The organism is Streptomyces sp. NPDC034103, from assembly GCF_055575395.1.
In genome coordinates this window covers 276,221-300,481 of the sequence record NZ_JBVISS010000013.1, presented here as the reverse complement: position 1 = coordinate 300,481, position 24,261 = coordinate 276,221, and the positions used below count along the sequence as shown (strand labels likewise).

The following is a 24,261-nucleotide window of genomic DNA, read 5'->3' as shown; positions in this document are numbered from 1 at the left end:
GACGCTTCGAACGAGGGGACACCGTGGACGAGAGCGGCGGGAGCGGACAGCCGCGCTCCGACAACGACGAGCCGACCCGGCACCACGCACCCCCGGGCCCCGACCCCGCACACACCGCCAGGGCCCCCCGCAGGACCGCCCACCCCGAGACAGCCCCCGAGCAGACGGCCCCGCGCGACGCCGACGCGGTGAAGACCGCTGCTCCGGAGACCGCTGCTCCGGAGACCGCGGCCCCGGAGACCGCGGCCCCGGAGACCGCGGCCCCGGAGACTGCTGGCCCGGAGGCCGAAGCGCTGGAGACCGAAGCGCCGGAGAGCGTCCGCCCGGAAGCTGACGCTCCGAAGGCCGCCCGCTGGAGAGACGACGTTCCGGCGACGGCCCGTCCGGAGGCCGACGTTCCGGAGACCGCCCGTCCGGAGGCCGACGCTCCGAATCCCGTCCGCCCCGAGGTCGGTTCCCCGAAGGCTCCGCAGGCCGACGCCGCGCCCCAGACCGAAGCGCACGCCGCAGGCCGGGACACCGCCGCCGCAACGCCGGAGCAGCCTCCGGTCGACGCCACGGCAACCGAGCGGACCGAGGAGCGACCCGCACCGGAACCCCGTACGACGGAGGCACCCCGCGAGGCCACGCCCGCGGACAAGTCGCCTGCCGCCGACACCCCGGCCCCCCGTGACGCCACGGACCCCCACCCCCCGGCCCTCCGTGACGCCGGGACCTCCCACCTCCCCGCCGACCGCCCCCTCGCTCGCTCCGGTGCCCGCAAGGGCCGTCCCCCGAAGCGGCCCAAGGATCCCGGTGGCGGTCTGCTGATGGGGCGGCCCTTCGGTGTGCCCGTGTATGTCGCGCCCAGCTGGTTCCTCGTCGCGGCGCTGATCACCTGGGTGTTCGGCGGCCAGCTCGACCGGGTGCTGCCCGAACTGGGGGCCGCCCGGTACCTCGTGTCGCTGTTCTTCGCCGTCGCCTTCTACGCCTCCGTACTCGTCCACGAACTCGCCCACACCGTCGCCGCCCTGCGCTTCAAGCTCCCCGTGCGCCGGATCCAGCTCCAGTTCTTCGGCGGCGTCTCCGAGATCGAGAAGGAGGCGGAGACCCCGGGCCGCGAGTTCTGGCTGGCCTTCGTCGGCCCGCTGCTCTCCCTCGTCCTCTCCGGCCTCTTCTACCTCGCCATGCAGCCCGTCGAGCCCGGCACCGTCCCCGGCGTCCTGCTCGCCGGCCTGATGATCTCCAACCTCATCGTGGCCGCCTTCAACCTCCTGCCCGGCCTGCCCCTGGACGGCGGCCGGATGCTCCGCGCGGTCGTCTGGAAGATCACCGGCAAGCCCATGACCGGCACCATCGCCGCCGCCTGGGTCGGCCGCGCCCTCGCCGTCTCCGTCCTCATCGGGCTCCCGCTGCTCACCCAGTCCGGCGCGCTCGGCTCCAACGCCGAGGACAACGTCGGCATGGACACCGTCATGGACGCCCTGCTCGCCGCGATCCTCGCCGCGATCATCTGGACCGGCGCCGGCAACAGCCTCCGCATGGCCCGCCTGCGCGAGCACCTCCCCGAACTGCGCGCCCGCAACCTCACCCGCCGCGCCGTCCCGGTCGAAACCGACACCCCGCTCTCCGAGGCCCTGCGCCGCGCCAACGAGGCCGGCGCCCGCGCCCTGGTCGTCGTCGACGCCGACGGAGAACCCCTGTCCCTGGTCCGCGAGGCGGCCATCGTCGGCGTACCCGAACACCGCCGGCCCTGGGTCGCCGTCAGCGGCCTCGCCCAGGACCTCACCGAAGGCATGCGGGTCTCCGCGGAACTCTCGGGCGAGGACCTCCTCGACGCCCTGCGCGCCGCCCCCGCCACCGAGTACCTGGTCGTCGAGGAGACCGGCGAGATCTACGGCGTCCTGTCCGCCGCGGACGTCGAACGCGCCTTCGTGAAGGCGATGGCCCGCCCCAGCTGAGAGCACCGCTCTCCTGAAGCGGTGCTCACGCCCCGGGTGGTCGGAGGCCTCCGCAAACCCCGGTAGGCTGGTCACATGTCCGAACCGACCGGTGCCGCCCGCAGGCGCGGGCCCTTCAAGGTCGGGGACCAGGTTCAGCTGACCGACCCCAAGGGCCGCCACTACACGTTCACGCTCGAGGCCGGGAAGAACTTCCACACCCACAAGGGTTCCTTCCCGCACGACGAGCTGATCGGCGCACCCGAGGGCAGCGTTGTCCGCACCACCGGTAACGTCGCCTACCTCGCGCTGCGCCCCCTGCTCCCCGATTACGTCCTGTCCATGCCCCGCGGCGCCGCCGTGGTCTACCCCAAGGACGCGGGGCAGATCCTGGCCTTCGCCGACATCTTCCCCGGCGCCCGCGTCGTGGAGGCGGGCGTCGGCTCCGGCTCGCTCAGCAGCTTCCTGCTGCGCGCCATCGGCGACCAGGGCATGCTGCACAGCTACGAGCGCCGCGAGGACTTCGCGGAGATCGCCCAGCAGAACGTCGAGCGCTACTTCGGCGGCCCGCACCCCGCCTGGCAGCTCACCGTCGGCGACCTCCAGGACAACCTGTCCGACACCGACGTCGACCGCGTCATCCTCGACATGCTCGCCCCCTGGGAGTGCCTGGAGGCCGTCTCCAAGGCGCTCGTCCCGGGCGGCATCCTGTGCTGCTACGTCGCCACCACCACCCAGCTCGCCCGGACCGTCGAGTCCATCCGCGAGATCGGCTCCTTCAACGAGCCGACGTCCTGGGAGACGATGATCCGCAACTGGCACGTGGAAGGCCTGGCCGTCCGCCCCGACCACCGCATGATCGGCCACACCGGCTTCCTCCTCACCGCCCGCCGCCTCGCGGACGGCGTCGAGCCCCCCATGCGCCGCCGCCGCCCCGCCAAGGGCGCCTACGGCGAGGACTACACCGGCCCCAACGCCGACGGAGGCTCCGGCCGCTGAGCGGCCCTGTGCCACGTACAACGCGACGGCGCCGTGGCCGAGTTCCCGACATTCTCCGGAAACTCGGCCACGGCGCCTTGTCATTGACACCACGCCAGACCCGCCGGACCACGCGAGGCCACCATCCGGCCACCCCCGACCCCGCCGTTCCGTCGCACTGTGACGTGTGGCACCATGCAGCCACCCCCACCGCCACGCCCTCTCGGGAGACACCCCTAGTGCAGCAACCCGCGGTCCCGGAACTCGCTCACACCCACGCCCGCCCCATCCACTGGGTCGCCACCGCCACAGCCGTCGCCGGCGTCGTGGCCCTCTCCTCGGTCCTCCAGCCGAACCCCGCCACGGCCGCCCAGGCCGCCGGCCCCCAGTCGCACACAGCGTCCGCGGCCACCACCGCACCGGACCCCGCCAAAGCCGACTTCCCGATCGACTGCGGCCCCGTCAAAGCGCTGGTGGTGAAGAAGACCTCCGGAGACCTCGACGGCGACGGCCGACCGGAAACCGTGGCGGCCGTCCACTGCGACGCCCCCATGGGCACCCCGCCCGACGGCGTCTACGTCCTCACCCGCGCCGCCGACGCCAAGGCACCCCGCGTCGTGGCCACCCTCGTCGACCCCAGGGACCGCGTCACCGTGAAGACCCTCACGGTCTCCGACAAGACCGTCGGCGCCGACCTGCTCGGCTACTCCTCGGACTCCGTGCCCAGTTGCTGCCCAGACGTGAACACCAGCGCCAAGTGGCAGTGGAAGAACAACGCCTTCGTCCGCTCCACCCCCGCCGGCGCCCAGAGCGTCTGAGCCCCCACGCGCCGAGCACGACCCGCGCGGAGCGCGGCGCCCCCGTACGTACGCGTGCGGAGCGCCCTCCGGCTCACCGACTCACTTCGCGTCAGGGCCGTAGACCTCGACGCGATCCGACGCACGGCGCACATGGATGCACTCGCCCGGGCACTCCTTGGCCGAGTCCACCACGTCCGTCAGCAGCGTCAGCGGCACAGGCGCCGTCGCACCCCTGTCCTGGAGCAGCACGTCGTCCGCGCTCTTCACATAGGCCAACCCGTCGATGTCCAGCTCGAACACCTCCGGCGCGTACTGCGCGCAGATCCCGTCGCCGGTACAGAGATCCTGATCGATCCAGACCTCCAGCGCCTCACCGTCGACCACGGCTTCCTGCTGCACGCTCATGTCTCCTGCCGTCTCGGGTCCTGAACCACGCCTCGACCCTACCCCCGGGCACCACCGCCCGACCGCCCGCCGAGACCCCCGCGACCGTGACGCGATCCGCCCGCCCGCACACGCTCCGTCAACGAACTCAAGGCGCGATCGACTCCCGCCGGAGCCCCGCTGGAGCCGCCACGCGCGGTCCCGTACGGCGTTTCACGGCCCCCCGACCGGGGGCGCCGCGGGCAACTCGCGCCCACCGTGGAAGATTTCGCGCACTTCCACCTAGGAACAGTCCGCTTCTGAAGCACGTTCTCTGGGTATCCACACGGCGAAGAGGGATGGCGCAGGGTGACCGACGACACACCTTGACACTCATAGTGATCTAGGGGTTTCAATCGACACCCACCCAGGTAGGGTCTGGAAGCGTCCAGCTCCCCTTGGAGGAGGTGAGGACCGTGGCAGCCCACGACGACGACATGAACCGCGGCATCCGCCCGGGACGAGGGTCCGACGACCCGGCCGGGCAGATTGCCTACCTTGAGCAGGAGATCGCCGTCCTGCGACGCAAGCTCGCCGACTCTCCGCGGCACACGAGGATTCTCGAAGAGCGGATCGTCGAGCTACAGACCAACCTGGCCGGCGTGTCCGCCCAGAACGAACGACTCGCGAACACACTCCGCGAGGCCCGCGACCAGATCGTGGCCCTCAAGGAAGAGGTCGACCGACTCGCACAGCCCCCGGCCGGCTTCGGTGTCTTCCTGCAAGCCAACGAGGACGGCACCGCCGACATCTTCACCGGAGGACGCAAACTCCGGGTGAACGTCAGCCCCAGCGTCGAGCTCGAAGAGCTGCGGCGCGGCCAGGAGCTGATGCTCAACGAAGCGCTCAACGTGGTCGAGGCCATGGAGTACGAGAGCGTCGGCGACATCGTCACCCTCAAGGAGATCCTCGAGGACGGCGAACGCGCACTGGTGCAAGGGCACACCGACGAGGAGAGGGTGGTGCGGCTCGCCGAGCCGCTGCTGGACATCACCATCCGCCCCGGCGACGCCCTCCTGCTCGAACCCCGTTCCGGCTATGTCTACGAAGTGGTTCCCAAGAGCGAGGTCGAGGAACTCGTCCTCGAAGAAGTCCCCGACATCGGCTACGAACAGATCGGCGGCCTGGGCGGCCAGATCGAGGCCATCCGCGACGCGGTCGAGCTGCCGTATCTCTACCCCGACCTGTTCAAGGAGCACGAACTCAGGCCCCCCAAGGGCGTCCTGCTCTACGGACCCCCCGGATGCGGCAAGACGCTCATCGCCAAGGCGGTCGCCAACTCGCTGGCCAAAAAGGTCGCCGAGGTCACCGGCCAGGCCCAGGGCAAGAGCTTCTTCCTCAACATCAAGGGCCCCGAACTCCTCAACAAGTACGTCGGCGAGACCGAGCGGCAGATCCGCCTCGTCTTCCAGCGTGCCCGTGAGAAGGCCTCCGAGGGCACCCCCGTCATCGTCTTCTTCGACGAGATGGAATCCCTCTTCCGCACCCGCGGCTCCGGTGTCAGCTCGGACGTGGAGAACACCATCGTCCCGCAGCTGCTCGCCGAGATCGACGGCGTGGAGGGCCTGCAGAACGTGGTCGTGATCGGCGCCTCCAACCGCGAGGACATGATCGACCCGGCCATCCTGCGCCCCGGCCGCCTGGACGTGAAGATCAAGATCGAGCGTCCGGACGCCGAGGCCGCCAAGGACATCTTCGGCAAGTACCTCACCGAGCGCCTCCCGCTGCACTCCGACGACCTCGGCGAGCACGGCGGCAGCAAGACCACCACGGTCCAGAGCATGATCCAGACCGCCGTGGAACACATGTACGCCGAATCCGAGGAAAACCGCTTCCTGGAAGTGACCTACGCCAACGGCGACAAGGAAGTCCTCTACTTCAAGGACTTCAACTCCGGCGCCATGATCGAGAACATCGTGGGCCGCGCCAAGAAGATGGCGATCAAGGACTTCCTCGACCACAACCAGAAGGGCCTCAGGGTCTCCCACCTCCTCCAGGCCTGCGTGGACGAGTTCAAGGAGAACGAGGACCTGCCCAACACCACCAACCCGGACGACTGGGCCCGGATCTCCGGAAAGAAGGGCGAGCGGATCGTCTACATCCGTACCCTCATCACCGGAAAGCAGGGCGCGGACACCGGACGCTCCATCGACACGGTGGCGAACACCGGTCAGTACCTGTAAAAGCAGGGCGGCTGCGGGTGCCCTCACCGGGTACCCGCAGCCGACTGTTTTTCAGGCAACTAACCGGAACAAGAGGCGCGCAAGGCAATGACGCAAATGATCTCCCCACCAGCGCAAAGCCGTTCTAGGCTCTTCGGTACCGCCGAGTCGCGCAGTGCGGGGACGGGCACCGCACACGCACCGGAGCGCCAGCGGTACTTGAGCGCCGCCCCCGACCGAGGGCGCCGCCGGGCAAGGAGGGCCGCATGACCGTACGGCGAGTAATGGGCATCGAGACGGAGTACGGGATCTCCGTCCCCGGCCACCCCAACGCCAATGCCATGCTCACCTCGTCCCAGATCGTCAACGCCTACGCGGCGGCGATGCACCGGGCCCGCCGGGCCCGCTGGGACTTCGAGGAGGAGAACCCGCTGCGGGACGCACGGGGCTTCGACCTCGCCCGCGAGGCCGCCGACTCCAGCCAGCTCACCGACGAGGACATCGGCCTCGCCAACGTCATCCTCACCAACGGCGCACGACTGTACGTCGACCACGCACACCCCGAGTACAGCGCCCCCGAGGTCACCAACCCCCGCGACGCCGTCCTGTGGGACAAGGCCGGCGAACGCATCATGGCCGAGGCAGCCGAACGCGCGGCCCAGCTCCCCGGCGCCCAGCCGATCCACCTCTACAAGAACAACACCGACAACAAGGGCGCCTCCTACGGCACGCACGAGAACTACCTGATGAAGCGGGAAACCCCCTTCTCGGACATCGTGCGCCACCTGACCCCGTTCTTCGTCTCCCGCCAGGTCATCACCGGCGCGGGCCGCGTCGGCATCGGCCAGGACGGCCACGAGCACGGCTTCCAGATCAGCCAGCGCGCCGACTACTTCGAGGTCGAGGTCGGCCTGGAGACCACCCTCAAGCGCCCCATCATCAACACCCGCGACGAACCGCACGCGGACGCCGAGAAATACCGCCGCCTCCACGTGATCATCGGCGACGCCAACCTCTCGGAGATCTCCACCTACCTCAAGCTCGGCACCACGGCCCTGGTGCTGTCCATGATCGAGGACGGCTTCATCGCCGTCGACCTGGCCGTGGACCAGCCCGTCCGCACCCTCCACCAGGTCTCCCACGACCCGACACTCCAGCGCCTGGTCACGCTCCGCAGCGGCCGGACACTCACCGCGGTCCAGCTCCAGATGGAGTACTACGAACTCTCCCGCAAGTACGTCGAGGAGCGCTTCGGCGCGGACGCCGACGACCAGACCAAGGACGTCCTGTCCCGCTGGGAGGACACTCTCAACCGGCTCGAGAACGACCCCATGAGCCTGGCCGGCGAACTCGACTGGGTCGCCAAACGGGAGCTCATGGAGGGCTACCGGCGCCGCGACGACCTCGACTGGGACGCCGCCAAGCTCCACCTCCTCGACCTCCAGTACGCCGACGTACGCGCCGAGAAGGGCCTCTACAACCGTCTCGCGGCCCGCGGCCGGTTGAAGCGCCTGCTGGACGAGACCGACGTCGAACGGGCCCGTACGAAGCCGCCGGAGGACACCCGCGCGTACTTCCGCGGCCGCTGCCTGGAGCAGTACGCCGACGACGTCGCCGCGGCCTCCTGGGACTCGGTGATCTTCGACCTCCCGGGCCGGGACTCGCTCCAGCGGGTCCCAACCCTCGAACCGCTTCGCGGAACGCGAAATCACGTCAAAGAGCTCCTGGACCGCTGCCGCACGGCAGAAGACCTGGTCAGGGTGTTGTCAGGCAACTGAGCGGCTCCTCGGGCCGGGTGACCGCGCAGGGTGGAAAACCCGGCCAGAGGGAATCATCGAGACGGCACCCGTACGTTGTAGGAACTGCGGGGCCGATGTCAGCCCCTGCTTGTAGGGTCTGATCAAGAACGTCGAACCGAGCGGGGTGAGGGGTTATGGCGACCAAGGACACCGGCGGCGGACAGCAGAAGGCCACGCGCAACACCGAGGAGGTCGAGGAGCAGACCGCGGAGACGCAGGGCTCCGAGGACCTCAAGGAGCGCCAGGAGAAGCTGAGCGACGACGTGGACTCCGTCCTGGACGAGATCGACGATGTCTTGGAGGAGAACGCCGAGGACTTCGTTCGAAGCTTCGTTCAGAAGGGCGGCGAGTAGCCTTCGAATTGAAGGCATCGGGGGATGCGTAAGCTCGCAATCGAAGACGGCGCGAAACGCTGTTCGCGGTGCAAGCAGGACAAGCCGCGAGCAGCGTTCGCGAAGAACAAGTCGATGCGTGATGGCCTGCAGGCCTACTGTCGGGAGTGCGCGGCCGCGTACCACCAGCAGAGGCAGGTGGCCAAGGGGCGCAACGTCCGGCCCAGGGTGGAGGCGCCCGAGGGGCACAAGTACTGCCGCACCTGTGGCGAGATCAAGCCGCACAGTGAGTGGCAGCGGAACCGTAGCGCCTCGGACGGTCTGGCGACGCTCTGCAGGTCGTGCAAAGCGGTGAAAGGCCGAGCGCGTCACCTGAAGCGTCACTACGGCCTCACCGAAGCCGAGCGTGACGAGATGGTCGCCTCTCAGATGGGGCTCTGTGTGATCTGTCTGAAGGCTCCGGCCGTGCATGTGGATCATTGCCACAAGACGGGTAGGGTCCGAGGCGTACTGTGCTTCAACTGCAATTCGGCCATCGGCAAGTTGGGGGATGACCCCGACGCCGTCCGCCGGGCCGCCGCTTACTTGGAAGGAATCGCGTGGAAGCCAACACTCGTAGCACCGGGCGTCTACCGGCTGCCTTCCTGACGCCTGGGTCGTCGTCCTTCATGGACTTCCTGTCCGAGCACCAGCCGGAGATGCTGCCGGGCAACCGGCAACTGCCGCCCATGCAGGGTGTGATCGAGGCGCCGCACGGCACCACGATCGTGGCGGTGACCTTCCCCGGTGGTGTCGTGCTCGCCGGTGACCGTCGCGCCACGATGGGCAATGTCATCGCTCAGCGGGACATCGAGAAGGTGTTCCCGGCCGACGAGTACTCGGCCGTCGGGATCGCCGGTACCGCCGGTCTCGCCGTGGAGATGGTGAAGCTGTTCCAGCTGGAGCTGGAGCACTTCGAGAAGGTCGAGGGCGCCCAGCTGTCCCTGGAGGGCAAGGCGAACCGGCTGTCGACCATGATCCGCTCGAACCTCGGTATGGCGATGCAGGGGCTGGCCGTGGTGCCGCTGTTCGCGGGGTACGACGTGGATCGTGGCAGGGGGCGGATCTTCTCGTACGACGTCACCGGCGGTCGTTCCGAGGAGCACAACTTCGCCGCCACCGGTTCCGGCTCGGTCTTCGCGCGCGGGGCGATGAAGAAGTTCTTCCACGACGGTCTGAGCGAGGCCGAGGCCACGATGCTCGTGGTGCAGGCCCTGTACGACGCGGCCGACGACGACTCGGCGACCGGTGGTCCCGATGTCGCCCGCCGGATCTACCCGATCGTCACCGTGATCACCGAGGACGGCTTCCGTCGGCTCACCGACGAGGAGTCCTCCGACATCGCCCGTTCGATTCTCGAGCGGCGACTGGAGCAGCCCGACGGCCCGCGGGCCGCGCTGCTGTAGCGCCGGCTGTCTTGTTCAGGTGATCGCAGTGACTTCCATAGAAAGGGACGGATAACCGGTGTCGACGCCGTTCTATGTTTCTCCCCAGCAGGCGATGGCCGACCGGGCGGAGTACGCCCGCAAGGGCATCGCCCGTGGTCGCAGCCTGGTCGTGCTGCAGTATGCCGATGGCATCGTGTTCGTCGGTGAGAATCCGTCCCGCGCGCTGCACAAGTTCAGCGAGATCTACGACCGGATCGGCTTCGCGGCCGCCGGTAAGTACAACGAGTACGAGAACCTGCGGATCGGTGGTGTGCGGTATGCCGATCTGCGGGGTTACACCTATGACCGTGACGACGTGACCGCGCGTGGTCTGGCCAACGTCTATGCGCAGACGTTGGGCACGATCTTCTCCTCGGCCGGTGAGAAGCCGTACGAGGTGGAGCTGGTGGTGGCCGAGGTCGGTGAGACGCCGGACGGCGACCAGATCTACCGGTTGCCGCATGACGGTTCGATCGTGGACGAGCACGGTTCGGTCGCGGTCGGTGGCAATGCCGAGCAGATCAGCGGTTACCTGGACCAGCGTCATCAGGACGGCATGAGTCTCGCCGAGGCGCTCAAGCTCGCTGTGCAGGCGTTGTCCCGGGACACCAACGGCACGGAGCGGGAGATCCCCGCGGAGCGGCTGGAGGTGGCGGTGCTGGACCGTACGCGTCCGCAGCAGCGCAAGTTCAAGCGGATCGTCGGTCGTCAGCTGGACCGGTTGCTGGAGACCGGCGGGGCGACCACGGAGGCCGAGAGCTCCGAGGAGGAGTAGTCCCGCGCCTCACCCCGTTCCTTCTGTGTGCCCCGGCCGATGACTCGGTCGGGGCACAGGGCGTTTCAGGGGGCGCCGGGCGGTGCTGTGGAGCCTCGTACGACCAGGTCGACGGGGATGTCTCCCGCGTCGGGGGTGCGGTCCTCCAGGACGGCCAGGAGGGCGCGCATGCCGCGTTCGCCGAAGAGTTCGGCGTCGAGTCGGACGGTGGTCAGTTCCGGGTCGAGGGCGGCGGCCAGGGCGATGTCGTCGACGCCGGTGACGGAGATGTCGTCGGGGATGCGCAGGCCTCGGCGGCGCAGGGCTTTGTAGACGCCCGCGGCGAGTTTGTCGTCGTCGCAGATGATGGCGGTGGGGTGGGGGTGGGGGGCGTCGAGGGCTGCTTCGGTGGCGGTGAGGGCGCCTTCGATGGACAGGGCGGTGGGCGCCGTCCGTAGCGAGGTGCCGGGGACGGCTTCGAGGCGGGTGGCGAGTTCGCGGGCGCGTACCTGGAAGGTCCAGGAGGGGATGTCGGCGGCGAGGTGGAGGAAGCGCCGGTGTCCGAGGGTGAGGAGGTGGTCGGCGATCTGGCGGGTGCCGTCGGCGATGTCGAGGTTCACGGTCGCGGCGCCCAGGTTGCCGCCGGGGTCGCTGTCGAGCATCACGAGTGGCAGTTGGTCGCCGCGGATGGCGGTGAGGGCGTCGGCGGCCATGGAGGAGGCGATGACGCCGTCGAGGGCGGCGGGGGCGGAGGCGAAGGGGTCTCTGGCGGGGCCGACGCCTTCGGGGGAGGGGTACAGGACCACGCCGAAGCCGTGTTCGGCGGCGATGCGTGCGGCGCCGGTGTAGACGCCGGCGAAGAATTCGGTGGTGAGGGCGGGGACGACGAGGAGGACGGTGCGGGTGTGGCCCAGGCGCAGGTTGCGGGCGGCGAGGTTGGGTCGGTAGCCGAGGGCGTGTGCGGCCTCGCGTACGCGTTGTGCCTTGGCTTCCGAGACGCGTCCGCGCCATTTGTCGCCGAGCACCAGGGAGACCGCGGCCTGGGACACGCCCGCGACCTCGGCGACGTCCCGGCTGGTGGGGCGGGTGCTACCTCGTGCCACCGTCTGCCTGCTCTTTCGTCTGGACTCGCCAACTGCGCACATGGTACGTATGACGGAAGGAGTTATACGTAAAACGTGAGAGGGGGCTACGGGACATATGGCTGCGGGATACCTGGAGATCCTCAGGGCGAGGCATGCGGCGCGCCTGCTGACGGGCACGTTGGTGGGGCGGTTGCCCAACGCGACCGCGGCCATCGCCCTGGTGCTGTTCGTGCGCGCGCAGGGTGGCTCGTACAGCCTGGCCGGCGTGCTGGCGGCGGTGTACGGCGTCGCCAACGCCGTCGGCCAGCCTGTTCTGGGCCGGCTCGTGGACCTGTACGGCCAGCCCCGCGTCCAGCTGCCCGCGGCCGTCCTGTCCGCCCTCGCCATGGCGGCCTTCGCCGGCTCGGGTATCGACCCGTTGCCCTTCGCGTACGCCGCCGTGGCCGCCGCCGGGCTCTTCACGCCGCCGCTGGAGGGCGGGCTGCGGGCTCTGTGGCCGAACGTGCTGCGTGGGGAGGGGCAGGTGCACAGGGCGTACGCCATGGACGCCGTGGCCCAGGAGGTCATGTTCACGGTCGGGCCGTTGCTGGTGACCCTGTGCACGGCGTTGTGGTCGGCGCAGGCGGCCCTGCTGGTGCTGAACGTCATCGGGGTGCTCGGCGCGCTGTCGGTGGTCGTGTCGCCGCCGTCGCGCGCGTGGCGCTCGGCGCCGCGCGAGGCGCACTGGCTCGGCGCGCTGCGCTCTCCGGGGCTGCTGGCGCTGCTCGGCGCGTTCCTGTTCGTCGGCATGGCGCTGGGTTCCATCACGGTGGCCTCGGTGCCGTACGCCGACGACCACGGCGGTGACGCGACGTACGGCTGGCTGATGGCCGGGATCGGTCTGGGTGCACTCGTCGGCGGCAGTGTGTACGGCGCGCGGCAGTGGACGGGTGAGCCGGCGCGTCGACTCCAGGTGCTGGTGGCTCTTCTGGCGGTGTGTTACCTGCCGCTGATGCTGATGCCCGGTGAGTTCGCGATGGTGCTGCTCACCGTGGTGGCCGGGGTGTTCCTCGCGCCCGCCATCGCCTGTGCCTTCGTGCTGGTGGACCGGCACGCGCCGCGCGGGACCGTGACCGAGGCGTTCTCCTGGCTGGTGACGACGTTCACCGTGGGCGCGTCCGTCGGAACGGGCGTCGCGGGGCCGGTCGTGGAGGCCGGGGGAGCCCTGTGGGGGTTTGCCGTGCCGGGGGTCGCCGGGGGTGTGTCGTTGTTGGTTCTGCTGGCGACCGGGCGGGTCCTCGCAGCTCCTGGTGGGCGGGGGGTGGTTGCGGCTTCATCGGAAAATGATCCAAACCGTGCTGTCGAACCCCGTTTCAGCACAGGGGATCGGGCGTAATGTTCAGTCATGGACCGCCGCATTTTCGGGCTGGAGAACGAGTACGGCGTCACATGTACGTTCAGGGGACAGCGCCGCCTGTCTCCCGACGAGGTGGCGCGGTACCTCTTCCGCCGTGTCGTGTCATGGGGCCGCAGCAGCAATGTCTTTCTGCGAAACGGCGCCCGGCTCTATCTCGACGTGGGTTCACATCCGGAATACGCGACCCCCGAATGTGACAATGTGACCGAACTGGTCACCCACGACAAAGCCGGCGAGCGCATTCTCGAAGGACTCCTGGTGGACGCCGAACGACGCCTGCACGAGGAGGGAATCGCGGGCGACGTCTACCTCTTCAAGAACAACACCGACTCGGCGGGCAACTCGTACGGCTGCCACGAGAACTATCTCGTCGCACGCCACGGGGAGTTCTCCCGGCTCGCGGACATCCTCATTCCGTTCCTCGTCACTCGGCAGCTTCTGTGTGGTGCCGGCAAGGTGCTTCAGACGCCGCGTGGCGCGGTCTACTGCGTGAGTCAGCGGGCCGAGCACATCTGGGAGGGCGTCTCCTCGGCGACGACCCGTTCGAGGCCGATCATCAACACCCGCGACGAACCGCACGCGGATGCCGAGCGCTACCGTCGCCTCCACGTCATCGTGGGCGACTCGAACATGTCCGAGACGACGATGCTCCTCAAGGTCGGTGCCACGGACCTGGTGCTGCGCATGATCGAGGCGGGCACCGTGATGCGTGACCTCACCCTGGAGAACCCGATCCGGGCGATCCGCGAGGTCAGCCATGACATCACCGGCCGGCGCAAGGTGCGTCTGGCCAGCGGCCGGGAGGCCTCCGCGCTGGAGGTGCAGCGCGAGTACTACGAGAAGGCCGTGGACTTCGTCGAGCGCCGCGGGATCCGCACCGGGACGGTCGAGCAGGTCCTGGAGCTGTGGGGCCGCACGCTGGACGCGATCGAGGCCGAGGACCTCGACCGGATCGGCACCGAGATCGACTGGGTCATGAAGTACCAGCTCATCGAGCGGTACCGGGCCAAGCACAACATGACCATGTCTCACCCGCGGGTCGCGCAGATAGACCTCGCGTACCACGACATCCACCGTCGTCGTGGGCTCTACTACCTGTTGGAGAGGAAGGGCCAAGCCGCCCGTATCTGCAACGACTTGAAGATCTTCGAGGGCAAGTCCGTGCCCCCGCAGACCACTCGGGCCCGGTTGCGCGGCGACTTCATTCGCCGGGCGCAGGAACAGCGCCGGGACTTCACCGTCGACTGGGTCCATCTCAAGCTCAACGACCAGGCTCAGCGCACGGTGTTGTGCAAGGACCCGTTCCGTTCGGTCGACGATCGGGTGGAGAAGCTGATCGCCGGTATGTGAGGAAGGTGTTCCGGTTCCGTGCCGGAACGCCACACGGGCGCCGTACGTTATCCGTACGGCGCTCTTCTCACGCCGTAGAGTTGCGCGCACGCCATCCACAAGATCGACCGATTACGAGGCCCTCATCGTGCGCCGACGCTCACTACTGATTGCCGTACCCGCAGGAATGGCCGCGCTCGCCGCGTGCAACGACGACGACGGGGCCGGCTCGGCGAAGAGCAGCGACAGCGCGTCGCCCTCCGCCTCGCAGACGTCCGCCGCGCCGGCACCGAAGATCGTGGACGGTCCGCTGCCGGCCATCACCGCGGGCAAGAAGTTCGGCGAGAAGCCCACGGTCGCCAAGGGCAGCGGCAAGCCGTCCGACCAGCTGGCGGTGAAGACGGTCAGTGCGGGCAACGGGGCGACGGCCGCGGAGGGCGACTTCCTCGTGGCCGACTACCTCGGTCAGATCTGGGACACCGGCAAGGTGTTCGACAACTCCTTCGACCGAGGTGCCGCGCTCGCCATCCAGCTCTCCCCGTCGAGCGTCATCGACGGCTGGCGGTACGGCCTCGTCGGCAAGAAGGTCGGCAGCCGCGTCCAGCTCGCCGTCCCGCCCACCTGGGGGTACGGCAAGGAGGGTTACGCGCAGGGCGGTATCAAGGGCACCGACACGCTGGTGTTCGTGGTGGATCTGAAGGGCCGCTACCCCGTCACCAGCTCGGCCAAGGGCAGCGACGTCGCGCAGAACGACGCGGACCTGCCCAAGGTGGGGACGAACACCGACGGCAAGGCTCCCTCCGTCGAGGTCCCCAAGAAGGACGCGCCCGCCAAGCTCGTCTCGAGCTATGTCATCGAGGGTGACGGCGAGGAGGTCGCCGCCGACAGCGGCCTGCTCGTGCAGTACAAGGGCGTGCTGTGGGACTCCGGCAAGGAGTTCGACTCGACGTATGCCAGGAAGACCCTGACGTCGTTCTCGCTGGACGGTGTCGTCAAGGGCTGGAAGCAGGGGCTGACGGGCAAGAAGGTCGGCAGCCGCGTCCTGATCGTGATCCCGCCGGCCCTGGGCTACGGCGACAACCCGCCGAGCGGCAGCGGTATCGAGAAGGACTCGACGCTGGTCTTCACCGTCGACATCCTGGCGAAGCTGTGACCCCTCGGGGGTGTAAGACTGTGTGCGTTGCCTTTCCGAAGACAAGCAGGAGCTAGAGACGTGAGCATCGAGAAGCCCGAGATCGACTTCCCCGGTGGCGAGCCCCCGGCGGACCTTGAGATCAAGGACATCTGGGAGGGCGACGGCGCCGAGGCGCAGGCGGGCCAGACCGTCAGCGTCCACTACGTGGGCGTCGCCTTCAGCACCGGTGAGGAGTTCGACGCGAGCTGGAACCGCGGTACGCCGTTCCGCTTCCCGCTCGGTGGCGGCCGTGTCATCAAGGGCTGGGACCAGGGCGTGCAGGGCATGAAGGTCGGCGGCCGTCGTCAGCTGACGATCCCCGCGCACCTCGCCTACGGCAACCAGAGCCCGACCCCGGCCATCAAGCCCGGCGAGACGCTGATCTTCGTCGTCGACCTGCTCGACGTCTGAGCGTCGTAGCGGAGTCGGTCCGACGTCGTAAGAAGTCGCAAGAGATCGACTTACGGTCCGATCGTCGTACGAGATCGGACCGGACCCGATCACCTGGGGTCCATGCCTGTCCGGGCATGGGCCCTCGGCTTTTGCCGCGCCACCGCGGGGCGGTACGGTCGTCGTCGTTAGCACCATAGGGAGGCGAAGGGCGTCGATGGCCATTGCCAAGGCCGAGCGGCTGATGAACCTGGCGTTGTGTCTGCTGGGGACGCGCAGGCCGCTGAGCAAGCGTGAGCTGCGTGAGTCCATCGAGGCCTACCTGGAAGCGAACTCGGACGACAGCTTCAACCGGATGTTCGAGCGAGACAAGGACGATCTGCGCGAACTCGGGCTCGTCATCGAGACCGTGGAGAACCTCGACGGCGAGGTCGGCTATCTCGCCCGCCGCGACAGCAACCGCCTGCCGCCCATCACCCTCGACGCCGAGGAGGCCGCGGCCCTCGGGCTCGCCGCCAAGGTGTGGCAGCAGGCCCGTCTCGCGGGCGCGGCCAGCGGCGCGCTGCAGAAGCTGCGCGCGGCCGGGCTGCCGGAGGACGTGAACCCCTACGAGGCCCACAGCGCACTCGAGCCCCGGATCCCCGTGCACGAGGCCGCGTTCGAGCCGCTGATGCTCGCCTGCCGGGACCGCCGACCGGTCACCTTCGAGTACCGCAAGGCCACCGCCGCCCACCCCGAGACCCGGAACGTGGAGCCGTGGGCGCTGGAATGCTGGCGCGGCCACTGGTACCTGGCGGGCTGGGACCGCGACCGGGGCGCCGAGCGGGTCTTCCGGCTGTCCCGGATCACCGGCAAGGTGCGCTCGCGCGGCGCCCGTTTCACCGCCGAGGTGCCCGATGTCGTCACGGTGCGCGAGACGGTCGCGAGCTGGGCGGGGGAGACCGCGGACCGCAGCGCGTTGATCCGGCTGCGCACGGACGCCGGCTACCCGTTGCGGTCCAGGGCCACCGCCGTGCGGGAACTGGGCGACGGCTGGGACGAGTTGGAGATCCCGTACGGTCATGGCCTGGACGCCTGGCTGGTGGAGTTCGGGCCCGACGTGGTGGTCCTGGGGCCCGCGGAGCTGCGGGCCGACGTGGTGGACCGGCTGCGTGCCGTGGCCAAGGGCTGAGGGGGAGCGGAAGAGAACTGTGGCAGGCAAACCGGTCAGGCCCGTCAACGCCATCGACCAGACCCGGCGGATGCTCTCCCTGGTGACCTATCTGAAGGAGCGGCCCGGCGCCCGGGTCGAGGACGTCGCCCGCGCTTTCGGGATCACCGAGGACGAGCTGGTCTCGGACCTCGATGTGCTGCCCATGTGCGGCACCAGCTTCCGGGGCGGTGACCTCCTCGACATCGACACCGACGGCGAGCGCATCTGGTGGCACAACCCGGCCGCCCTCGGCGAGGAGACGGCCGAGCCGCTGCGGCTCGCCGCCGACGAGGCCACCGCGCTGCTCGTCGCAGCCCGGGCGGTCGCGACCCTGCCCGGGCTGCGCGAGAGCGACCGGCAGGCACTGTTGCGGGCGACGGCCAAGGTGGAGGCCGCGGCCGGCGAGCAGGCGGGCGCCAGCTCCCGGCTGTCGGTGACCTTCGAGTCCGAGGGCGGGGTCTTCGCGGACGTCGACCGTGCGATCTCCGAGCGGCGCAGGCTGTGGATCCGCTACTACTCGCCCGCGCGCGACGAGGTCACCGAGCGCGAGATCGACCCGATCCGCCTGGTCAGCGTCGGCCACACCTATGTGGAGGCGTGGTGTCGGCGGTCCGAGGCGCGCCGCACCTTCCGGCTCGACCGGGTCGCCGAGATCAAGATCCTCGACGAGCCGTCCGCGCCGCCCGAGATCGAGCTGCGGGACCTCTCGGAGGCGTTGGTGCAGCCGGCCGCCGAGGACCCGGAGGTCGTGATCGAGGTGGGTCCCGGCGGGCGCTGGGTCGCCGAGTACTACCCGCACGACAGTGCGGATGAGCTGGCGGACGGCGGGCTGCGTATTACCCTGCGCACCCCCGCCCCGACGTCCCTGCGGCGGCTGGCGCTGCGGCTCGGCCGCGACGGGCGGATCGTCTCGCCGCGCGAGCTGGCCGACAGCGCCCGGGAGGCGGCCCGGGAGGCGCTGGCGGCGTACGACGGGGTCGAGGCGCAGGGGTCACGCGGAGCTCAGCCGGGTTCCGCGTGAGCCGTCCGGGTCCACACGCGGCCGTGAGCCGGCCGGGTCCACACGCGGCCGTGAGTCGGCCGGGACCGCGCCGAGCTCAGTCGGGTTCCGTGTGAGCCCGGGTGGGTTCACACCGAACTCATACGAACGCGACGGGCAGTACGACAGGCAGGAGCAGGGGCTTTGAGCGAGTCGGCGACGTCTGGTGTGCAGGGGATGTCGGTGGAGGCCGCGTTCGCCGGGATGCGGAGCGTGTCGCCGACGGTGTTCAGGGCGGGCTGTCCCGACTGCCGGGGCCGGTTCGAGCTCGCGGCGAGCGCCCTGCGGCTGGCCATCGGGGCCACCAGCAAGACCACCTTCTACTCCTTCACCTGCCCGGACTGCGGTGTTCTCGTCCGCAAGCCGGCGGGGGAGCGGATCGTGGAACTGCTGACCGGTGGTGGGGTCAGGACCCTGCGGCTGCACTCCACCCTCTAGGCTCGGCACCATGTTCTGGCCGATGTTCGCTGTTGCCGTGGGTTTCCTGGGTCTCGCCGTGCTGGGCGTGCTCGCCGTACGGGTGTTCCTGGAGGCGCAGCGCCTCGGGCGCCAGGTGGCGGACTCCGCGCAGCGCATCGGCAGGGCCGCCGAGGACCTGGAGCGGGCCGCGGTGAGCACCGCCCGCTCTGTGGACGCGTTGTGAGTCCCGCTGCGCACCGCATGTGAGTCCTGCGCGGGAAGCGTTTTGGGTCACTTCGCCCTGTCACCCCGGGGTGTGGGCCAGGTACGCTGCTGGTCGCGGCCCGGAGAACGAGGCCCGGACCGCGGACCGGGAGTACGCGCGGGGATTGCCTCACGTTCACCCCTGAGCGTTACGATCGCTGCCAGCACGACCGCTCGGACACCTGTCCGACCGGTCGGACAGCACCCACCCCAGCCGCCTCGGTGAGAAGGTAAAGACTTATGTTCGGAAGGCTCGGCGCCCCCGAGATCATTCTCATCCTCGTCGTCATCATCCTGCTGTTCGGCGCGAAGAAGCTTCCCGACATGGCGCGCTCGCTCGGCAAGTCCGCCCGCATCCTCAAGAGCGAGGCGAAGGCGATGAAGTCCGAGGGCCAGGACAACTCCTCCGCCGCGTCGGCCCCGCCGCAGGACGACCAGCAGCCCCACCGCACCATCCAGGCCGCCCCCGGCGACGTGACCACCTCCCGTCCGGTCACCGAGCCGACGGACACGACCAAGCGCTGACGCAGGGCCGGTGACCTCCGGCCCGCCGCACGAGATGGGAACGTGGGTTGCTCAAGTCTGCCCGCAAAGAGGAGAAGGATCCCGAGGGGCGGATGCCCCTTGCGGATCACCTTCGTGAGCTCCGCAACCGGCTCGCGAAGGCGCTGCTGGCCGTCGTCCTCGTGACGATCGTCGCCGCCTTCTTCTACAACGACATCATCAACTTCCTGACGAAGCCGATCCTGGACTCGATCGGCTGTTCGCAGAGTTTCGCGGAACTCGCGCGGTCGGCGTCGCCCGACGAGGCCGCCGAGAAGTGCGCCCGCATCACCATCAACGGTCTGCTCGCGCCCTTCAATCTGGCCCTCCAGGTCTCGTTGATGGCCGGTATCGTGATCGCCTCGCCGATCTGGCTGTACCAGCTGTGGGCGTTCGTCGCGCCGGGTCTGCACCGGCATGAGAAGAAGTACGCCTACGCCTTCGTCTTCACCGGTGCCCCGCTGTTCGTCGGTGGTGCCTACTTCGCGTACTCGGTGCTTCCCACCACCGCGAAGGTGCTGATCGAGTTCACGCCGAGCGGCAGCATCGACAACCAGCTCCCGCTCGACGATCTGCTCCAGCTCGTCACGCGCATGGTGATCGTCTTCGGCCTCTCCTTCGAGCTGCCCCTGCTGCTGATCTTCCTGAACCTCACGGGGATGATCACCGGCAAGCGGATGCTCGGCTGGTGGCGCGGGATGATCATGGGTATCACCGTGTTCGCCGCGGTCGCGACGCCCAGCACGGACCCGCTGAGCATGCTCGCGCTGGCCGGCCCCATCTGGGTGCTGTACTTCGCCGCCACGCTGTTCTCCCTGGTCAACGACAAGCGCCGGCGTCGTCGCGACGCCCTGGGCCCCGCCGACGACGAGGCCTCCGACCTGGATCTCACCCCCGAGGACATCGGCGAGGTCGAGACGGTCTCCGCGAGCCGGGCGCTGCCCGAGCAGGTGTCGACGGACCGGGTCAACGGTTATGACGACGTGACCTGAAGATCGGGAAGCGGCTCGTAGGGTCAGTGACGTGGCCAGCGAGATCACCCTCTTCGTCAACCCCACCGCGGGGCGCGGCCGGGGCGCCCACGCGGCGCAGCCGGCCGCTTCGGCTTTGCGGGCGGCCGGTTTCTCCGTACGCACGGTCCTCGGGGAGAACGCCCCGGACGCCCTCGCACGCGCGCGTGCCGCCGTCGCGGACGGCACCGGGGCCCTCATCGCCGTCGGCGGCGACGGCATGGCCAACCTCGCCCTCCAGGCCGTCGCGGGCACCCGCACCCCGCTCGGACTGGTCGCCGTCGGCACCGGCAACGACCTGGCCCGGGCCCTGGGCCTGCCGGTGCGCGACCCGGGCGCCGCCGGCCGCCGCATCGCCGACGCCCTCAAGAGCGGCGACCTGCGGGACATCGACCTCGGTCAGGTGCGGACGCGCTGGTTCGGCACCGTCCTCGCCTCCGGCTTCGACTCCCGCGTGAACGACCGCGGCAACCGCATGCGGTGGCCCACCGGCCGCTTCAAGTACGACCTGGCGATGATCGCCGAGCTGGCCGCCTTCAAGCCCTTCCCGTACCGGATCAGGCTCGACGACGGCGAGGTCCGGGAGATCGAGGCGACCCTCGTCGCCATCGGCAACGGACCGTCGTACGGCGGTGGCATGCGGATCTGTCCCGGAGCGGACCTCACCGACGGGCTGTTCGACGTCACCGTGGTCGGGGACTGCGGCCGGGCCACGCTGCTGAAGGTCTTCCCGAGCGTCTACCGGGGCACCCACGTCGACCACGCCGCGGTCACCGTGCACCAGGCGGCGAAGGTCGAGATCAGCGCGCCGGGGATCACCGGGTACGCCGACGGGGAACCGCTCGGGCCGCTGCCGCTGACCGCGCGGTGCGTACGGGGGGCGGTACGCGTCGCGGGCCTGTGAAGTGCACGGATCCGGGGTTTGCCAAGACGGGATCCGGATAATGATCGTCCTGTTGTCAGTGCGGCCCGGTACGCTCGAAAGCACGATGACAGAGGACCTCTCACCGGCCGAGCGGTATGCCGCCGCGCGCAGGCGCGCTGCCGAGCAGGCCACCGCGCTCGCCGACTTCCGCGAGATGTACGACTTCGGCCTCGACCCCTTCCAGATCGAGGCCTGCCAGGCGCTCGAGTCGGGCAAGGGCGTTCTGGTGGCCGCTCCCACCGGCTCGGGCAAGACGATCGTGGGCGAGTTCGCCGTCCACCTCGCCCTGCAACAGGGCAAGAAGTGCTTCTACACGACGCCCATCAAGGCACTGTCGAACCAGAAGTACGCCGACCTGTCGCGCCGTTACGGCGCCGACAAGGTCGGCCTGCTCACCGGCGACAACAGCGTCAACTCCGAGGCGCCGGTGGTCGTGATGACCACCGAGGTGCTGCGGAACATGCTGTACGCGGGCTCGCAGACCCTGCTGGGCCTCGGATACGTGGTCATGGACGAGGTGCACTACCTCTCCGACCGCTTCCGGGGCGCCGTGTGGGAAGAGGTGATCATCCACCTGCCCGAGTCGGTCACCCTGGTCTCCCTCTCCGCGACCGTGTCCAACGCCGAGGAGTTCGGCGACTGGCTGGACACCGTCCGCGGGGACACCGACGTGATCGTCTCCGAGCACCGGCCGGTACCGCTGTTCCAGCACGTACTCGCCGGGCGGCGGATGTACGACCTGTTCGAGGAGGGCGAGGGCCAGAAGAAGGCAGTCAACCCCGACCTCACGCGCCTGGCGCGGATGGAGGCGCAGCGCCCGTCCTACCAGGACCGCAGGCGCGGGCGGGCGATGCGTGAGGCCGACCGGGAGCGGGAGCGCCGGCAGCGGTCGCGGGTGTGGACCCCGGGGCGGCCCGAGGTCATCGAGCGGCTCGACGCCGAGGGCCTGCTGCCCGCCATCACCTTCATCTTCAGCCGCGCCGCCTGCGAGGCCGCCGTGCAGCAGTGCCTGTACGCCGGTCTGCGGCTCAACGACGACGAGGCGCGGGCGAAGGTCCGGGCCCTCGTCGAGGAGCGCACCGCCTCCATCCCCACCGAGGACCTTCATGTCCTCGGCTACTACGAGTGGCTGGAGGGCCTGGAGCGCGGTATCGCGGCCCACCACGCGGGCATGCTGCCGACGTTCAAGGAGGTCGTCGAGGAGTTGTTCGTCCGCGGCCTGGTGAAGGCCGTGTTCGCCACCGAGACGCTCGCCCTGGGCATCAACATGCCCGCGCGGTCGGTGGTGTTGGAGAAGCTCGTCAAGTGGAACGGCGAGCAGCACGCCGACATCACACCGGGTGAGTACACGCAGCTGACGGGGCGGGCCGGGCGGCGCGGCATCGACGTCGAGGGCCATGCCGTGGTGCTGTGGCAGCGCGGGATGAGTCCGGAGCACCTGGCCGGTCTCGCGGGCACGCGCACGTACCCGCTGCGGTCCAGCTTCAAGCCGTCGTACAACATGGCGGTCAACCTCGTCGAGCAGTTCGGGCGGCATCGCTCGCGTGAGCTGCTGGAGACGTCCTTCGCGCAGTTCCAGGCCGACAAGTCGGTCGTCGGGATCTCGCGGCAGGTGCAGCGCAACGAGGAGGGGCTGGAGGGCTACAAGGAGTCCATGACCTGCCACCTCGGCGACTTCGAGGAGTACGCGCGGCTGCGCCGGGAGCTGAAGGACCGGGAGACCGAACTGGCCCGGCAGGGTGTCAACCAGCGGCGGGCCGAGGCGGCCACCGCGCTGGAGAAGCTCAGGCCGGGCGATGTCATCCATGTGCCGGCGGGCAAGTACGCCGGTCTGGCGCTGGTCCTCGATCCGGGGCTGCCCGCCGGCCGGTCCAACGGCCACCGTGGCTTCGAGCACCACGACGGGCCGCGCCCGCTGGTGCTGACCGCCGAACGGCAGGTCAAGCGGCTCGCGTCGATGGACTTCCCGGTTCCCGTCGAGCCGCTGGAGCGGATGCGGATCCCCAAGTCCTTCAACCCGCGCTCACCGCAGTCCCGCCGGGACCTCGCCTCCGCGCTGCGCACCAAGGCCGGGCACATCCCGCCGGAGCGGGCGCGGAAGAAGCGGGCGCAGGCGGCGGACGACCGCGAGATCGCGCGGCTGCGGACGGCCCTGCGGGCCCACCCGTGCCACGGGTGCGACGAGCGCGAGGACCACGCGCGCTGGGCCGAGCGCTACCACCGGCTGCTGCGGGACACCTCGCAGCTGGAGCGGCGCATCGAGGGCCGGACCAACACCATCGCGCGGACCTTCGACCGGATCGTCGCGCTCCTGACCGAGCTGGACTATCTGCGCGGCAACGAGGTCACCGAGCACGGCAAGCGGCTGGCGCGGCTGTACGGCGAGCTCGATCTGCTGGCCAGCGAATGCCTGCGGGCGGGGGTCTGGGAAGGGCTCGCTCCCGCCGAACTCGCCGCCTGCGTCTCCGCGCTGGTCTACGAGGCCAGGGTCGGCGACGACGCCATGGCGCCCAAGGTGCCGTCCGGCAAGGCGAAGGCCGCGCTCGGGGAGATGGTGCGGATCTGGGGGCGGCTGGACGCGCTGGAGGAGGACTTCCGGATCAACCAGACGGAGGGGGTCGGGCAGCGGGAGCCCGATCTCGGGTTCGCCTGGGCCGCGTACATGTGGGCCTCGGGGAAGGGGCTGGACGAGGTGCTGCGGGAGGCGGAGATGCCGGCGGGCGACTTCGTCCGGTGGTGCAAGCAGGTCATCGACGTCCTCGGGCAGATCTCGGCGGCGGCCCCGGTCTCCGGGAGTGACGGGGCTTCCGTGGCGAAGAACGCGCGGAAGGCCGTGGATCTGCTGCTGCGAGGGGTTGTGGCCTACTCGTCGGTGGGGTGAC

General features: G+C 69.6%; 23 protein-coding genes. 21 read left to right on the top strand and 2 right to left on the bottom strand.

Going from position 1 to position 24,261, the window contains the following annotated elements; translation table 11 throughout:
• Window positions 1-23: 23 nt before the first annotated feature.
• The 3 genes from ACZ56U_RS29410 to ACZ56U_RS29400 all read left to right on the top strand — a co-directional run bounded on the left by ACZ56U_RS29410 (window position 24) and on the right by ACZ56U_RS29400 (window position 3,715).
• Window positions 24-1,940, top strand: coding sequence for a site-2 protease family protein (locus ACZ56U_RS29410; RefSeq protein WP_469086976.1), 1,917 nt, complete (start codon window positions 24-26; stop codon window positions 1,938-1,940).
• A 75-nt stretch (window positions 1,941-2,015) separates the two neighbouring features.
• Window positions 2,016-2,918, top strand: coding sequence for a tRNA (adenine-N1)-methyltransferase (locus ACZ56U_RS29405; protein ID WP_266833473.1), 903 nt, complete (start codon window positions 2,016-2,018; stop codon window positions 2,916-2,918).
• 218 nt (window positions 2,919-3,136) lie between these two features.
• Window positions 3,137-3,715 carry a hypothetical protein gene (locus tag ACZ56U_RS29400; protein WP_469086975.1) on the top strand — a complete coding sequence of 193 codons (579 nt, stop codon included), beginning with the start codon at window positions 3,137-3,139 and terminating at the stop codon, window positions 3,713-3,715.
• Between the two features lie 81 nt (window positions 3,716-3,796).
• Here the strand turns inward: ACZ56U_RS29400 and ACZ56U_RS29395 are convergent, their stop codons facing one another.
• Entirely contained in the window at window positions 3,797-4,102 is a 306-nt protein-coding gene (locus tag ACZ56U_RS29395; RefSeq protein WP_469086974.1) for a ferredoxin, read from the bottom strand.
• Window positions 4,103-4,536: 434 nt separating this feature from the next.
• Between ACZ56U_RS29395 and arc the strand changes: the two genes are divergently transcribed.
• The 6 genes from arc to prcA all read left to right on the top strand — a co-directional run bounded on the left by arc (window position 4,537) and on the right by prcA (window position 10,654).
• Entirely contained in the window at window positions 4,537-6,303 is a 1,767-nt protein-coding gene (gene arc, locus ACZ56U_RS29390; protein WP_469086973.1) for a proteasome ATPase, read from the top strand.
• Between the two features lie 245 nt (window positions 6,304-6,548).
• Window positions 6,549-8,060 (top strand): depupylase/deamidase Dop, encoded by a 1,512-nt coding sequence (dop, locus tag ACZ56U_RS29385; RefSeq protein WP_469086972.1) that lies wholly within the window; start codon window positions 6,549-6,551, stop codon window positions 8,058-8,060.
• Window positions 8,061-8,215: 155 nt separating this feature from the next.
• Window positions 8,216-8,434 (top strand): ubiquitin-like protein Pup, encoded by a 219-nt coding sequence (locus ACZ56U_RS29380; RefSeq protein ID WP_007380863.1) that lies wholly within the window; start codon window positions 8,216-8,218, stop codon window positions 8,432-8,434.
• 24 nt (window positions 8,435-8,458) lie between these two features.
• Window positions 8,459-9,061, top strand: coding sequence for an endonuclease VII domain-containing protein (locus ACZ56U_RS29375; RefSeq protein WP_469086971.1), 603 nt, complete (start codon window positions 8,459-8,461; stop codon window positions 9,059-9,061).
• Entirely contained in the window at window positions 9,013-9,858 is an 846-nt protein-coding gene (prcB, locus tag ACZ56U_RS29370; RefSeq protein WP_469086970.1) for a proteasome subunit beta, read from the top strand. Before ACZ56U_RS29375 ends, prcB begins: the two co-directional genes overlap by 49 nt.
• A 58-nt stretch (window positions 9,859-9,916) precedes the next feature.
• Window positions 9,917-10,654, top strand: a complete 738-nt coding sequence (gene prcA, locus ACZ56U_RS29365; RefSeq protein WP_391241924.1) for a proteasome subunit alpha — start codon at window positions 9,917-9,919, stop codon at window positions 10,652-10,654.
• 65 nt (window positions 10,655-10,719) lie between these two features.
• Here the strand turns inward: prcA and ACZ56U_RS29360 are convergent, their stop codons facing one another.
• Window positions 10,720-11,736, bottom strand: a complete 1,017-nt coding sequence (locus tag ACZ56U_RS29360; RefSeq protein ID WP_469086969.1) for a LacI family DNA-binding transcriptional regulator — start codon at window positions 11,734-11,736, stop codon at window positions 10,720-10,722.
• A 97-nt stretch (window positions 11,737-11,833) separates the two neighbouring features.
• On the opposite strand from ACZ56U_RS29360, the gene ACZ56U_RS29355 reads away from it, so the two are divergent.
• The 12 genes from ACZ56U_RS29355 to ACZ56U_RS29300 all read left to right on the top strand — a co-directional run bounded on the left by ACZ56U_RS29355 (window position 11,834) and on the right by ACZ56U_RS29300 (window position 24,260).
• Window positions 11,834-13,093 (top strand): MFS transporter, encoded by a 1,260-nt coding sequence (locus tag ACZ56U_RS29355; RefSeq protein WP_398837605.1) that lies wholly within the window; start codon window positions 11,834-11,836, stop codon window positions 13,091-13,093.
• A gap of 9 nt (window positions 13,094-13,102) precedes the next feature.
• Window positions 13,103-14,464, top strand: coding sequence for a Pup--protein ligase (gene pafA / locus ACZ56U_RS29350; RefSeq protein ID WP_239752952.1), 1,362 nt, complete (start codon window positions 13,103-13,105; stop codon window positions 14,462-14,464).
• Between the two features lie 127 nt (window positions 14,465-14,591).
• Window positions 14,592-15,596: an FKBP-type peptidyl-prolyl cis-trans isomerase gene (locus ACZ56U_RS29345; RefSeq protein WP_469086968.1), complete on the top strand. Its 1,005-nt coding sequence runs from the start codon at window positions 14,592-14,594 to the stop codon at window positions 15,594-15,596.
• A 60-nt stretch (window positions 15,597-15,656) separates the two neighbouring features.
• Window positions 15,657-16,028, top strand: coding sequence for an FKBP-type peptidyl-prolyl cis-trans isomerase (locus ACZ56U_RS29340; protein WP_469086967.1), 372 nt, complete (start codon window positions 15,657-15,659; stop codon window positions 16,026-16,028).
• 196 nt (window positions 16,029-16,224) lie between these two features.
• On the top strand, window positions 16,225-17,178 hold the full coding sequence (locus ACZ56U_RS29335; protein ID WP_469086966.1) for a helix-turn-helix transcriptional regulator: 954 nt from the start codon (window positions 16,225-16,227) through the stop codon (window positions 17,176-17,178).
• A gap of 19 nt (window positions 17,179-17,197) precedes the next feature.
• Entirely contained in the window at window positions 17,198-18,220 is a 1,023-nt protein-coding gene (locus ACZ56U_RS29330; RefSeq protein ID WP_469086965.1) for a helix-turn-helix transcriptional regulator, read from the top strand.
• A gap of 162 nt (window positions 18,221-18,382) precedes the next feature.
• Complete coding sequence (locus ACZ56U_RS29325; protein WP_469086964.1) at window positions 18,383-18,676, top strand: hypothetical protein; 294 nt, start codon at window positions 18,383-18,385, stop codon at window positions 18,674-18,676.
• A gap of 10 nt (window positions 18,677-18,686) precedes the next feature.
• Window positions 18,687-18,881, top strand: coding sequence for a hypothetical protein (locus tag ACZ56U_RS29320; protein WP_469086963.1), 195 nt, complete (start codon window positions 18,687-18,689; stop codon window positions 18,879-18,881).
• 260 nt (window positions 18,882-19,141) lie between these two features.
• Window positions 19,142-19,426 carry a Sec-independent protein translocase subunit TatA gene (tatA, locus tag ACZ56U_RS29315; RefSeq protein ID WP_469086962.1) on the top strand — a complete coding sequence of 95 codons (285 nt, stop codon included), beginning with the start codon at window positions 19,142-19,144 and terminating at the stop codon, window positions 19,424-19,426.
• A 47-nt stretch (window positions 19,427-19,473) separates the two neighbouring features.
• Window positions 19,474-20,436: a twin-arginine translocase subunit TatC gene (tatC, locus tag ACZ56U_RS29310; RefSeq protein WP_469086961.1), complete on the top strand. Its 963-nt coding sequence runs from the start codon at window positions 19,474-19,476 to the stop codon at window positions 20,434-20,436.
• A gap of 31 nt (window positions 20,437-20,467) precedes the next feature.
• The gene (locus ACZ56U_RS29305; RefSeq protein ID WP_469086960.1) at window positions 20,468-21,358 is read left to right on the top strand and encodes a diacylglycerol kinase; all 891 of its coding nucleotides are present in this window, start codon (window positions 20,468-20,470) and stop codon (window positions 21,356-21,358) included.
• Between the two features lie 40 nt (window positions 21,359-21,398).
• The gene (locus ACZ56U_RS29300; protein WP_469086959.1) at window positions 21,399-24,260 is read left to right on the top strand and encodes a DEAD/DEAH box helicase; all 2,862 of its coding nucleotides are present in this window, start codon (window positions 21,399-21,401) and stop codon (window positions 24,258-24,260) included.
• Window position 24,261 lies beyond the last annotated feature (1 nt).